This is a genomic window from Clostridium minihomine (genome assembly GCF_900240385.1).
In the GTDB taxonomy this organism is placed as follows: Bacteria; Bacillota; Clostridia; order Oscillospirales; family Acutalibacteraceae; genus Faecalispora; species Faecalispora minihomine.
Genome location: NZ_OEQH01000003.1, coordinates 101,841 through 114,733 on the forward strand (window position 1 = coordinate 101,841; position 12,893 = coordinate 114,733).

Below are 12,893 nucleotides of genomic sequence, written 5' to 3' on the forward strand. Positions count from 1 at the left end.
ACATTTTATGGCTCAAGATTTTAATATCGCGTCTGAAGAGCGCGGGACAGGATGCTTTAAAGAGGCTGTTTGCATTGACGCAATGCGTATCTATGATTCCTGCAGTGATAAAGACTGTTTAGAGGATTTGAGAGTGTATTTCACACCGGATAGACAGCAAATGATTAACGAAGCAGCAACTGTCAGGATTAAAAACATCGAGGTCATTACAGTATATCTGGATTTGGAAGCAGTCCCTTTCAACAAGGGATTCTATTCTGTTGACATGACCTTCTTCTTCGACGTGGCACTGGATGTTTATTGCTCACCTACCTCGGGACCGGTTCAGGTGAACGGCATATCCGTATTTAATAAAAAGGTGATTCTGTACGGCAGTGAAGGCAATGTAAAGATGTTCAGTTCCGATTGCGGACTGGATGATCTGGAAGTTCAGCCCTGGTCTTGCCGTGCGCTGCCTAAGGCGACGGTTCAGGTAGCAGAACCGGTTGGGCTTTCTGCCAAAGTTTGTGATTGCCCAGTTCATTCCTGCGATATTTGCTGCCGCATTCCTGACTGCATTTGCAGAAGATATGGCAGTGATTTCTTAATGGATGGCGTTAATCGGACTGTTTATGTCACCATCGGTATTTTTACCATTGTACAAATCGTTCGCAATGTCCAAATGCTGATTCCCGCTTATGATTTCTGTATCCCAGAGAAGGAATGTGTGGCAACCTCTGACGATCCCTGCGAGTTGTTCCGCCGGATCGAATTCCCCACTGACGAATTCTTCCCGCCCAAAGCTGGGGACTGCGGTTGTGAAGACCGAGGCTGCCGTCAAAGATAACAAAATTTTAAATGGCATCGCCGTAGAAAGCAGGGGAACTTCGTATCGATAATACAATGATACAAACTTCAGGGTGGGTTCCTATAGTTCTGCGGGGTCACCCTGATTTTTTGTATTTATAGCAGTTTTTCTTTTGAAGAAAGGCGCTCTTTTCCGCTGTATTTTTATTGCGTTTCCAACCTGGGAATTTAGATTAATACGCGTTCCATTCTCTTAAAAGTCCAGCCAGGATAAATCCTGGCTGGACTTTTTAATGGTTATGAAAATGCATTGGTATTCGTTAAAAATGCAAATAGAACGGTTCTTTTTTGAATGATGCCAATCTGAATCTGATTTTTTATAACAGTTTCAAAAATGCAGTAGAGGACTTATTCTATGGTCCTCCTACAAAGTTTCTGAATTTGTATTTTAATTTCTCAAGCCTTGTTTTTTCACCTGTTGGTTTCATAGTCTTTCTGGCTTGTTTTTCGAAAGAAATTATCCCAAGGACAATTGAGATAAAAGTTTCATTTCTTGCGCATGAAGTGCTTGGTTTGCTTTATCAGATTAATTCGATACCGCATAAAAATCAGAAGGAAAAGTCTCTAAAACCTAACAAATTACCCAATTTATTCTTGGTTTTCTTCTGTTTGTTTTAACAAAAATAATTTTTCAGCAATTTTTAATGTTGTCAAAAATTGCTGTCTGATGTAGAATTAGAATAGAAAGGAGGGATACCAAATGAGTTTTACAAATTCTGAAACTGCTGTTTTATATTCAGCGTTACAAGCATATAAAAACCAATGCATTGGGTACTTAAAAAAGCCAAGGAGTGCAGAGGAAATTAATCAAATCGAAGGGGAAATTAGGGCACTTCAGCCTTTGATGGAGAAAGTGAAAAATGACTTCATTGCTCGCGGTGGTGACATTGCATCGCTGCAATAATATGTTGTGCTGCCTGCTCTATCATTTTTGTTATAGGGAATGGAACTCCCTAAAATCAAAAGATTTCTACTGGAATAAAAATGCTTTGAAATTGCCGTCTTTGAGTGAAAGCTCAAGGGCGGTAATTTTTTATTCGCATTTCTTTGTTTGATTCTATTTTAAGAAGTGAAGCAGATTAGCGGAAAAAGAATAGTTTGGCAAATAAAGAAGATTAACATAATACCAAAACATCTTCTGTTTTGGCGGTTATTGAAAGGATAATCTTCTTTTTTTATCTATTCACATGCATTGCCAGAAGGGTTTTTCAGCTGTATTGCAGGAAAGGTCGTGAAATCAGCAGCACAATCCACATTGTGAAATCAAAATGTGGGATTTTTGTCTTATTTGTATTCTAATTGCTTAATTGTTTTACCAGATATTGTTAATATGGTATAATAACCTCACGGCATAGGCGAAAGCGAAGCTTTCGATGCCTGAGAGAACAGTTTGCTGTTCTCTTTATGATTGAATCACCTCACGGCGTAAGCGAAAACCAAGATGAAGTAAAAATGGATTGCCATTTTTATGATACTATATTCAAAATGAGGGATAGGGCTATATTTTGTAAAAGGAGTGTATTGAGTGTTTTGTAATAAGTGTGGGAACCAAATTTCAGATGATAGCAAATTTTGTTTTCATTGCGGGCAAAAGGTAGAAAGCAATCCTTCGGCGGGATTTGCGGATGCGCCACCGGAAGCATATGTGCCGCCGGCAACAAATTTCACCCCAGAGCCGGCAGCGCCGATAACCCCACCAGAAGAAGAGGAGGAAGAAAAAGAGGGCTGTGCTGGCCAAATATTCATGTGGTTGATGGGCGCACTTCTGTTTTTTTGCGTTGTGTTTTCTCTAACAGGTAGAAACGGTGACTCTCCAGAGACGATTACCGCTGGAACCGTTGTATCTTCCGCATCACCTGCATCCAGTGCTCCGGCGGTGTCTTCTGCTCCTGCGCTGACTCCCATGCAGAAACAAATCAAACAGATTTTTGAAGAGATGGCATTAGCAAATATTGAGCAAAGTGTGAAAGAGCAATTGAAGAATCCCGATACGGCAAAATTCACTCATGATCAAACCAGCTGGAAAGGGAAGAATGCTATTTATACCGGAAGCGGTACGGTAAATTATACCTCTGCAAATGGGGGCGCAGCTCAGTCTCCTTTTAGCGTGAGTATTCTTCTGGGTGAAAAAAGTTATTATGTTTTGTATTTAAAGCTGGGAGATACCGTTTCTGTGAATTGTTTGAATGGAGTAAACAGTTTGGGTATCATTACAAAGGCCGGCGAAGACATGTTTGGAAAAGGGTCCGGTTTATTCATTTTTGATACTTCAGAAGATGGATATGCCGTCTTATTAAGGGATCCGGATAGTGAAGTGGTTACGATGGAAGAATACAATCAGATCAAAGACGGCATGGAATATGCGCAAGTCAGTGAAATTATTGGTTCGTATGGAACTGAATTGGGGCGCAGTACTGTGGCCGGTTATGAGACCGCTATGATTTTTTGGGATGGAAATGGCGGCATAGCCTCTGGTGCAACGATTACGTTCAGCAACGGAAAAGTATTTGCAAAATCACAGATTGGCTTAGAATAAACAAAACCGCCCTTTCCCTGCGTTGTCAGGGGGAGGGCGGTTTTTGTGCAGACCAATGGGGTTTAGTCTCTGTTTTGTTTTGCTATTTTGCGGGTCTTTCATTTGTTACAGTCCTTTTCTGTTTTAGTCTGTACGGGAAATGCTTCCCAGGTGTTAATTTTTTATTGATGATAGGGAAGAAAATTGGGCATCCTATGGGTAAAAAATGGCGGCAGTTTTCTGACAAATCATCAAAGTGAATTTACTGTTGGGAACACCACAGCCGCCCTGTAAAGAAAAGGAGGAAAAACCATGGAATCGTTAACTTGTAATGTGTCGGGACTGCAAAACAAAGAAGGAAAAACACAGATTAAAAATGCGCTGAAAAAGATAGACGGTGTTTCACAGGTGGGGGTTAATCTGCAAACCGGAGATATTTTGGTGGAGTACAATTCCCCCGCAACTGATCTGGAAATTAAAAGCTGCATTGAACGTTCCGGATTTAAAATTGATTACGCTTAATCGATTGCCCGCCTATCGTATTTCTATTTGAAAACACAATAAGTCACATCGAACGTTTTAAGTGAATTTGGGGCTGTGTTTTGTTGCTGTGATACCATAAAAAAGTCCGATCCCACAGGACCGGACTTTTTGTTATTTTAATCCCAATTGTACTTTTGCAATCACTTTTCCATCACTAAAAGTGATGGTTGCGTTAGAATCGGAATCGCCGTTGCCTTTCCACTTGATAATGGCGGTTTCAACCCCTAATACAGAGGTTTGGCTGATTTCTTCGCCCAAGGAGCCGATGAGTTCTGTCACGTCGGAATATTTCGTTCCCATTTGGATTCTTCTATACTCATCCAGCGTCACCTGTTCGCTTTTAGAATCCGCTATTGTAACTAAATTTCCATCGTCGATCTCAAACAAAGAGGTTCCTTCCGGCTTTTCATAAATCGCTTCGCCTTCCGCTGTAATGATACCCAAGCTATTGACACCATTTGAATGATCAAACAAAACAGTATCTCCCAGCTGGAGAGATAAAATATAATAACACTTCTCTGCTGACATGACTGTTAAGGCAAATGTTTTTTCGGTTTGTCTGCCGGATTCTTCCTGATAAGAGACAATTCCGCTGCCGGTAAATTTTGCGTTTTTTCCGGTAAATGCGGCGTAATCATGTTTAAAAGTAGCAGTGTCCGGGTTGGCAATTTTTTTCTTAACTGCATGCTCTATGCTCCAGCAAATATCTTCTGTAAAAACTTTTTGATATTCTTTGGGCATAGAATACGCTACGGAATCTGCTACAGCAACATCGTCATATGTATTAGAATCCTTATTCCCATTGCAGGCAAAGCAAGCGATGACAATCAAAGCAAAAATACTGATCATAATGATAGCAGCTTTTTTGGATCCGCCCCGGTCTGTTTCGTCATCTGACGAACTTTCAGTGATTTCTCTGCTGGCAGAAACCGCAGGGGCGGGGGTTTGTGCCGGGGAACTACGCCTTGCCAGACAGTTTGCGCAGCATCCCTGTTCTCCGTCTTCTAAAATGATTCCGCAGTCTGTGCAGCGGGCTCTGGCAGGGGGATCACTGTTATAAATCGGGTTTGTTGTTTGCAAGGGTTCTGTTTTTACAGGTTCTGCCTTTACAGGTTCTGTCTGCACAGGGGGTGCTTGTGGAGTGCCGGGATCATTTTGACTGGGGGCCGGTTGGGTTGGCACTGTTTGACCGCACCTCCAACAAAACTTGCTTTTTTCAGGAACTTGTTGTCCGCAGTGTTTACAATACAAGCCAATATCCTCCTCTAATCTGTCTTTATTAAAATGCAGCAAAAACAATCAAATTTTACCATTTGTACCTCAATATTACTCCGTTTTTTTGTTTTTATCAACAATCTATAAGAATTAATGCAAACAAGAAAAACGAATCCTATATTCTTTCGGATTCGTTTATGTAAAAAGCCCCGAGGGGCTTTTGGCTATGGCCGTATAATAGGATTTGCTTTTTGTTTGGTGTGCTTGGCCTTTCCCTGTAATTCGGGCACGGGCTCCACATCGTTTTTCTTTTGGTGCAGTTTGTGGTTGCTTTCGGTTCCGTGGGGCTCTTTGGGATCGGGCCGTTTCATGCCTGCTTTTGCCATAAATTTTCCTCCTGTAAATTCAATGTATTTTTTAGTTTTCCCACCATATCTCTTCAAATTCGATCCATATTCGGGAACCAGTCATACAAAATCCAGCAAAGAAATCCCATAAGGAATTCCTTGTTCCCGTATTGACCCGCCTTGTCCTTTTTACATATTATGTAAAAGATTCAGAAAGGAGGGTTCGATTATGTGGTGTTGGCATCGTTGTCGCTGGTGGTTTTGCTATAATGGACACTGCATTCCCTGGTGCAGGTAAATGAATTGATATTGCTTTCTAAGCTGATTAAAAAACGCAGTTATGGCTTTGCTTTGGCTGGTATGAACGAAAGGAATCTTCACACACTAAGCGTGAGGTGATGAAATGGATTTTACCGATTTTCCTTTTGCGCAATCATTAGAAGAGGATCAAAAGCTGAAAGCTTTTTTTGATTCTCTGCCGGAGCAGGACCAGCTGCATCTTTTGCAAGGATGCACATCCTATGGAGAATTTTACGATAGGGTTGTGCAAAAAATACCAAAATGCTAAAAGGAATCCGTCCCAATCGGGGCGGATTCCTTCGATTATTTAGAAAATCAGGCTTCTTTTAAATTGCCCGGTTTTGGATAAACTAGAGCTGAGGTGATTTGGTATGGAAGATGGTTTATCCGCTTTTCCCGTTGGATTTTTACAGTTCTTTGAAAGTGACAGAGTTTTAAAGGATTATTTTTTGGGTCTTCCCGAAGAGGATCAACAGGCTCTGCTGCGGGAAGAGATGCACTCGGCTCAGGATCTATATGAATGTATTGCAAGGCATAAAATGAAGCAATAATTTTAAAAAGCTTGTTCTAGTTTCGGCAGCACTGGCAAAAGGAGAAACACAGAAAAACTCCTGTTGCGGGGGCTGTCGTTTTTTTGGTAGCTTTAACGGAAAACAAAGCAGATTTTCCGGTTGCTAACATCATGTTTTTTTACCGAGTAACACATATATCATACTTAACATATATATAATATAAATTTATTTAAGAAAACCTATTGACAGAACAAAAATCGATGATATAATGAAACCATAGAAAATAGATATGAATTATTTTTAAGAACGGCTGAACGGTTTCTTCGCATCAAAAGGCGCAGAACAAAAAGGGTTTAAAGGCTGTTCCTGCGGATGATTCTATTCTCTGAATAAATGACTGAAATGACGAAAAGGAGATTGTTATCATGGCAAAGATAGCGAAGAATTTAACCGATTTGATAGGAAAAACCCCTTTATTAGAGCTGACAAACTTTGAAGAAAAGCATAACCTGAAGGCAACCCTTTTAGCAAAACTGGAATATTTTAACCCCGCCGGCAGCGTTAAAGACCGCATTGCCAAAGCAATGGTGGATGACGCGGAACAAAAGGGGCTTTTGAAGAAAGGTTCTGTTCTCATCGAGCCCACCAGCGGGAATACCGGAATTGGTTTGGCGTCTGTAGCTTCTGCCAGGGGTTACCGCGTGATTCTCACAATGCCGGAAACCATGAGCGTGGAAAGAAGAAACCTGTTAAAGGCATACGGGGCAGAAGTGGTGCTTACCGAAGGGGCCAAGGGAATGAAAGGGGCAATTGCCAAGGCCGATGAGCTGGCAAAAGAGATTCCGGATTCCTTTATTCCGGGTCAGTTTATCAATCCCGCAAACCCGGCGGTTCACAGAGAAACCACCGGCCCTGAAATTTGGCAGGACACAGATGGAAAAGTGGATTTCTTTGTTGCGGGAATCGGCACCGGTGGCACGATTACCGGTGTGGGTGAATATTTAAGAAGCCAGAATCCAAATGTAAAGATTGTTGCGGTGGAACCGGCGGATTCTCCGGTGCTTTCCAAGGGCGTACCCGGTCCCCATAAAATTCAGGGAATTGGTGCGGGTTTTGTTCCCGATGTTTTAAATACTAAGGTTTATGACGAGATTATTCCGGTAGAAAATGAAGATGCTTTTGCCAAAGGCAAAGAGATTGCCAAAACCGAAGGCCTTTTGGTGGGAATTTCTTCTGGTGCGGCCATTTGGGCAGCCGAGCAAATTGCCCGCCGCCCCGAAAATCAAGGGAAAACCATTGTGGTTCTTTTGCCAGATACCGGCGAGCGGTATTTGTCCACCGCTTTGTTCAGTGAATAAATTCCTCCTAAATAAAAATGGGCGGGCATCTTTTGATGTTCCGCTCATTTTTATTTTTCTTTAATTGGAATGGCGACGCATAATGTTGTGGTTTTGTTTTAATTTAGAACAAAATATAGGTTACAATACTGTAAGGTTACAATCCTGTTATCCCCGTTTTTTATTTTGGGGGGTGTGCTATAATAGCAAAAGCCAAAGAAAAAGGGAAGTGCTCAAGTTGTCAACCAGAAAAAATCGTATCATTATTGTATCCGTTCTAATTGCCATTGCGATCGGCATCGGCGTTTTAATCGGCTCTCTTGCCGGATATCTTTCGCTTCGTTCTGCTCCCAAAACTGTTTCTGAATCGATGAGCAGTACGCTGCCTTCTGATTGGAACCTTTCACAGGTTTCTTCTGAAGAGAAGGAATCTTCCACGATAGCTATTTCTTCTGTCCCACCGGTTTCGTCTAATCCTGCATCCTCAAACAAGCCGCCGGTTTCCTCTTCTGCTTCGTCTTCTAAAGGAACTTCTTCTCATCCTTTAACTGATCTGAGTAAGCTGTATCCGGATCTGTATGTGCAGCCGAAGGAAATCATCGAGCATCAAAAGGGGGATAAGGTTGCCTATCTTACCTTTGACGACGGCCCATCGGTTTTGACGCCCAAGGTATTGGATATCTTAAAACAAAACGATATCAAGGCTACTTTTTTTGTGGTGGGGCGCAGCGACCCGCAGTCCAAAAATATCATGAAGGATATTGTGGATCAAGGGCACACGATTGCCATGCATACCTATACCCATGATTACGAAAAAATTTATGCATCCCCCACTGCGTTTCTAGACGATATGTCGAAGGTCAGTGATCTAATTGAGGAAGCTACCGGGGTAAAGCCGGAACTTCTGCGGTTTGCCGGCGGAAGTGTAAACAGCTATAACAAAGCGATTGCTCGTCAGCTGGCGAATGATTTGACCCGGCGCGGATATACCTATTATGACTGGAATGTCAGTGCAGGTGACGCAGAGCGGGGAGCAACCAAGCAGTCCATTTATCAGGACACCATCAATCAAACGGTGCAGTTTGAAAAGGCGGTTATTTTATTCCATGATTCCGGTAAAAAACATGATACCGTAGAAGAATTGCCGAAAATCATTCAGGAGTTAAAAAGCAAGGGCTACCGTTTTGATAAGCTGGATAGCTCTGTCAAGCCGATTCAGTTTAAATTGCCTGCACAATAATCGGGTTTTCTCCGATTCTTGTGGTGGCACTTGGAACTGAAATAAAACAATGATTTTAAAACCGGAAAGTTTCAGTAGAATAAAAGAAGCGTTGCCCAGGCAACGCTTCTTTTTTATAAAACAGGGGAAAGGATGATTGCAGTGAAAAATAAAAGAGCTAAGAGTCTTTTAGGGTTCTGTGTGCTGCTGACGAAATTCTGCCAGCAGTAAATCGACCATCCTGCCGTAACTTTTCACCCCGTCCTCTTGCCGGTTGGATTTTAAATAGCTGTCATTTACCTTGCTGGCGGTGTTTGCCACAGGGCCTTCGAATTGCTTCCAATAGGCTTTTTCGGCGGCAAAATCACGCTGTACATCCTCACTCAGTAAAGAGTAAATTTCACGGCTGGAGTCAGCGTCGACAGAATACAGTGCGTTATTTGCATACGAAAAAGCCAGTACAGTTCCCGAATATTGAAATAAGGGACTGTCACTGCTGCGGCAAGCCAAATAAGCAATAAAATTGGCTTCGTCTTCGCGCATATATCCGCGCAAATGGCTCAGCTCATGCAGCATGGTGGCCGGAATACCGTAATCCGGCGCATCTTTGTTTACGTTGGCTTCCATCGTAAAGGGGAAATAAACGCCGGTAATGTTGCAGTAAGACATCAGGCGGGAAAGTGCAACGGGCTTTGGTGTTCCATAGCCGCTTTTCAAAGTGGGGTATTTCTGCTCCATCGCGTTCATTGTAGTTTGTGCGGTTTGTGCAGCCTGCGTCCAATCTTCCAAATGGGTAATTCCCTGATGGTCTGTTGTAACCTTTGGGCGCAGGCGATTCGCCTGCTGCACCAGTTCTGTACAAAGGTCCTTCAGTTCCTCCCGGGAAGAAGGTTGTATCGGCAGGCCGGAAACCTGTGCAAAGGTGTGGCGGGAATAATTGATTCCGCAGGTTAAGGTGAACAGAAAAGAAATTAGTCCAAGGGCACAAAGCAGGCTGGCCGCAGCCCGCACTAAATTTGTTTTTCGTTCCTGTGGTTTTTGTTTCAGACGTACCGCCAGCCGAATAATAAAGAACAACACTCCAACAATACCGGCAATCAAAATGATCTCCATGAGCGAAAAAGGGAAAAGGGAAGAAATGCGGTTGATTATTTTAGAAAGGACGGGGTAAATGGTCATGGCATACCATTCTGCCCATCCGGAGTTTTGTGAGGCCACAGAAGATACGAAAAGGGAAATGGGCAGCAAAAGAAAAAGCCAGGCTCGCTTTTGGTGAATCAGCTGTTTCAATCAAGATTTCCTCCTTCCTAAAAATATCATAAACAAATGCCATACTGTCCTTGGTTTTGAGAAACGCAAATTGCACCAACATTGCCTGAGTGTTTTTATGTACGCTTGTGCAATGATTCGGTGCTCTCTCAGCAGATAATTATCCTGATTTCGTAATTATAACACAGAATTCTTCTTGGTTATATAAATTTTCATCGTTTTTTGTCCTGCACCACAAACAGACAATCAGGGGAAATCACTCTTTTGCCCTATCTTTAATCTGTGCGTTCTGTGCTTGGCAAATGCTGGATGTTTGTGATACAATAAAACTAAATTTTTTCATTGATCTGGGATAAAAAAATACGGGAGCCGGCTATGCTAAAATCTTTTTTTAAACCTCGTTTTAAATTTCTGAGCGTGTTGCCTTATCTGGTCATTGCGGGAATGACCGTTTTGTTTTTGGTGCGTTCCGTGTTTGGGTTCGATTGGTCCGATGAAACCTATTATCTTGCTTTGCCCTATCGCTTCTCTTTGGGGGATCATCTGTTTGCCGATTCGTGGGATATTCATCAGACCGGGGCGCTTTTAATTGCCCCTGTTTTGTGGATGTACCGCCTTGTGGCGGGGGATATGACCGGCATCATTCTGTTTATGCGGATCTTATATATCTGCGTGGATGCCTTGATTTCTCTTTTAATCTATCGGGCTTTGCTTCGGCTTTTTCAGCGCAGGATGCCGGCGCTTTTGTGTGCCGGATTGTTTTTTTCCTTTACGCCCTTTGGAATCAACAATCTTTCTTATAATAGTATGGCATATTTATTTACTGCCGCGGCTGCCATGCTGCTCCTTTTCCTGTACGGTACCACCTTTTCCGTGCGGGGTGCTTTTTGCCTGAGCATAGCAGCTGGGGTGCTTTTGGCTTTTTCCTGCATTGCCTATCCGTTTTTCATCATTATCGCACCGCTTTTTTTAATGACGCTGTTTGTGCTTCGCCCCTGTGTGAAGAAGGCGGAACAGGAAGAGGAGTCGCGGGTTCCTTTATTGGGGCTTTTTTGCGGAGGAGCGGCCACCCTCATTTTGGCCGCCGGATATGTGTTAGCTACATCGGGTTTTTGGGGTGTGGTGGATAATATCTTCTATCTATTTCAAGATCCGGAACATCCCTATCAAAGTGTATGGGTAAAAACATCCCTATTCCTTCAAGACTATCAAATGATGGCGCTTCTTTCTCTTTTGGAAATTACGCTTTTGATTTTGATTGTCCTTTCCCGGCAGCTGAAAACAGGATTGGATCTGGCCCCGGTGTTAGAGGTTATGATTTGGATCTGTATGCCGCTGAGTGTGATTATCAATGTGGGGATGGTGCTGATTCAATCAGAGGCCGATTTGCCTTTTACATCCAAGGTGAATTATATTCAGGCCTGTGCAGGGCTTTGGCCGTTGATTCTGACGGCTTACCGACCCAGCCGGCGCAGCCGGATTGTGATTATGGTGTTGTATCTTCCGTCTTTGCTGATGAGTTGGGCGATTTATACCGCCAGCAATAACGGAATCACCGGGGCTTCGTTTATTTTGAATCTTTCCGTGCTGTCTTTGGTTTTGACCGCCTATGATTTTTATACGGCAGAACCGGATGCGCCCGTCATGAGGCAAAAAGTGCTCAAAACCCTTTGGGCTTCTTTTGCCAGTTCTTTGGTGCTGTTGGTTTTGTGCAACACAGCCATGCGGGCTCAGGCGGTGTATCGGGATGAGCCCATTGTCTATTTGCGCACACAGCTGACCAGCGGCCCGGCCAAAGGCCTTTATACCACGCCGGCTGCTGCGGCGCGGTATGCGGGAATTGTGGCAGATATTGAGCAGGCCATGCCTCGGGGTGAAGAACGGGTGATGTTTAACGAACTGCTGCCTTTTGGCTATTTGTGCGGGCAGCAAAGGCCGGCGCCGCCTTCTCTTTGGCGTTCGGAACTGCCGTCCCGGCGGATCGACGACTATTTTGAAAAAAATCCGCAAAACCGCCCGGCGCTTTTATATGTGGTAAAAGCACCCTATGGACTGAACAACGGAACCCAGCCGGTGACTCAGCGAACTGCCGAGCGAATTCTGGGCGGGCCGGTTGTTCTGAAAGAAACGGAATATTCTTACCAATTTACCAGAAAATAAAGAAGAAACAGGACATCGATGGAGAATCAGAGGAGAAATCCGGATGGACTTTTATCTGAACAGGCATACCGGAGCTGGCGAAATCTTGTTTGATGTGTTTGATACGGCTGGAACGCTGCTCTATACAGTAGAGGGCGAATGGGGCTCTTTTGGGGGCAAGCTGTATCTGCGCGACAGCTCCGGAACAGAATGTGCCAAAATTACTTGTGTGGGAATTCACGGGCTTTGTAAATACAGTGTGCATATCGAAGAAAAAGAGTGCTTGCGCGTGACTCAGAACATGGCATCTGAGCACAGCATCCGCCTGAGCAAAACCGAATGGAGCTTGCGGGGGGATTTATTAACCCGCTGCTTTGATGTGGTGGATGGGGAAGAGCAGGTGCGCATGACCCATGCGCCTTGTTGGACAGCCCGGGGTGACAGCTATGGAATTCAAGTGGAACGGCCGGAAGATGTGCCGGTTTGCCTGAGCCTTTCTGTGATTGTGGACAGCGCTGCTTTGTGCGGCCCGGGGTGCGTTGTACCGGCCAATTAAGGATTGACAAAGGCAAAGCTCAATGGGATAATATTAGGAAGATAAAATCCAAACGCGCTGCCTGGGCAGTTATCTGCATCAGGCGGCAATTTGGT

The 12,893-nt window shown here is 43.7% G+C and carries 12 protein-coding genes; 9 read left to right on the forward strand and 3 right to left on the reverse strand.

The annotated features are described in order from the left end of the window. Positions 1-7: 7 nt before the first annotated feature. The 4 genes from C1A02_RS07445 (at position 8) to C1A02_RS07460 (ending at position 3,883) form a co-directional block, all read left to right on the forward strand. A complete protein-coding gene (locus C1A02_RS07445) occupies positions 8-826 on the forward strand; it encodes a hypothetical protein (protein WP_243577955.1) in 819 nt (272 codons plus the stop codon). A gap of 720 nt (positions 827-1,546) precedes the next feature. After that, positions 1,547-1,750 (forward strand): hypothetical protein, encoded by a 204-nt coding sequence (locus C1A02_RS07450; RefSeq protein ID WP_101697593.1) that lies wholly within the window; start codon positions 1,547-1,549, stop codon positions 1,748-1,750. 621 nt (positions 1,751-2,371) lie between these two features. Next, positions 2,372-3,382 carry a zinc-ribbon domain-containing protein gene (locus C1A02_RS07455; protein WP_101697594.1) on the forward strand — a complete coding sequence of 337 codons (1,011 nt, stop codon included), beginning with the start codon at positions 2,372-2,374 and terminating at the stop codon, positions 3,380-3,382. Positions 3,383-3,673: 291 nt separating this feature from the next. After that, positions 3,674-3,883, forward strand: a complete 210-nt coding sequence (locus tag C1A02_RS07460) for a heavy-metal-associated domain-containing protein (protein ID WP_101697595.1) — start codon at positions 3,674-3,676, stop codon at positions 3,881-3,883. 132 nt (positions 3,884-4,015) lie between these two features. On the opposite strand, the gene C1A02_RS07465 is transcribed toward C1A02_RS07460, so the two are convergent. Continuing rightward, positions 4,016-5,086, reverse strand: coding sequence for a hypothetical protein (locus C1A02_RS07465; protein ID WP_101697596.1), 1,071 nt, complete (start codon positions 5,084-5,086; stop codon positions 4,016-4,018). Positions 5,087-5,343: 257 nt separating this feature from the next. Next, positions 5,344-5,505 (reverse strand): hypothetical protein, encoded by a 162-nt coding sequence (locus C1A02_RS13480; RefSeq protein WP_164997165.1) that lies wholly within the window; start codon positions 5,503-5,505, stop codon positions 5,344-5,346. Positions 5,506-6,137: 632 nt separating this feature from the next. Here C1A02_RS13480 and C1A02_RS07470 point away from each other — a divergent pair. The 3 genes from C1A02_RS07470 to C1A02_RS07480 all read left to right on the forward strand — a co-directional run bounded on the left by C1A02_RS07470 (position 6,138) and on the right by C1A02_RS07480 (position 8,855). Further along, a complete protein-coding gene (locus tag C1A02_RS07470) occupies positions 6,138-6,317 on the forward strand; it encodes a hypothetical protein (RefSeq protein ID WP_101697597.1) in 180 nt (59 codons plus the stop codon). A gap of 386 nt (positions 6,318-6,703) precedes the next feature. After that, positions 6,704-7,636 (forward strand): cysteine synthase A, encoded by a 933-nt coding sequence (gene cysK, locus C1A02_RS07475; RefSeq protein ID WP_101697598.1) that lies wholly within the window; start codon positions 6,704-6,706, stop codon positions 7,634-7,636. Between the two features lie 217 nt (positions 7,637-7,853). Then, positions 7,854-8,855, forward strand: coding sequence for a polysaccharide deacetylase family protein (locus C1A02_RS07480; RefSeq protein WP_243577956.1), 1,002 nt, complete (start codon positions 7,854-7,856; stop codon positions 8,853-8,855). A gap of 168 nt (positions 8,856-9,023) precedes the next feature. Here C1A02_RS07480 and C1A02_RS07485 read toward each other — a convergent pair whose 3' ends face one another. Then, the gene (locus tag C1A02_RS07485; RefSeq protein WP_101697599.1) at positions 9,024-10,124 is read right to left on the reverse strand and encodes a DUF3810 domain-containing protein; all 1,101 of its coding nucleotides are present in this window, start codon (positions 10,122-10,124) and stop codon (positions 9,024-9,026) included. Between the two features lie 354 nt (positions 10,125-10,478). Here C1A02_RS07485 and C1A02_RS07490 point away from each other — a divergent pair, with 354 nt between their 5' ends. Both C1A02_RS07490 and C1A02_RS07495 read left to right on the forward strand, forming a co-directional pair. Beyond that, complete coding sequence (locus C1A02_RS07490) at positions 10,479-12,263, forward strand: hypothetical protein (RefSeq protein ID WP_101697600.1); 1,785 nt, start codon at positions 10,479-10,481, stop codon at positions 12,261-12,263. A gap of 43 nt (positions 12,264-12,306) precedes the next feature. Next, positions 12,307-12,798 carry an LURP-one-related family protein gene (locus C1A02_RS07495; protein ID WP_101697601.1) on the forward strand — a complete coding sequence of 164 codons (492 nt, stop codon included), beginning with the start codon at positions 12,307-12,309 and terminating at the stop codon, positions 12,796-12,798. Positions 12,799-12,893 lie beyond the last annotated feature (95 nt).

Coding starts and splice junctions, on each gene's coding strand:
- C1A02_RS07445 (WP_243577955.1), top strand. CDS start 8: ATGGCTCAAGATTTTAATATCGCGTCTGAAGAGCGCGGGACAGGATGC.
- C1A02_RS07450 (WP_101697593.1), top strand. CDS start 1,547: ATGAGTTTTACAAATTCTGAAACTGCTGTTTTATATTCAGCGTTACAA.
- C1A02_RS07460 (WP_101697595.1), top strand. CDS start 3,674: ATGGAATCGTTAACTTGTAATGTGTCGGGACTGCAAAACAAAGAAGGA.
- C1A02_RS13480 (WP_164997165.1), bottom strand. CDS start 5,505: ATGGCAAAAGCAGGCATGAAACGGCCCGATCCCAAAGAGCCCCACGGA.
- C1A02_RS07470 (WP_101697597.1), top strand. CDS start 6,138: ATGGAAGATGGTTTATCCGCTTTTCCCGTTGGATTTTTACAGTTCTTT.
- cysK (WP_101697598.1), top strand. CDS start 6,704: ATGGCAAAGATAGCGAAGAATTTAACCGATTTGATAGGAAAAACCCCT.
- C1A02_RS07490 (WP_101697600.1), top strand. CDS start 10,479: ATGCTAAAATCTTTTTTTAAACCTCGTTTTAAATTTCTGAGCGTGTTG.
- C1A02_RS07495 (WP_101697601.1), top strand. CDS start 12,307: ATGGACTTTTATCTGAACAGGCATACCGGAGCTGGCGAAATCTTGTTT.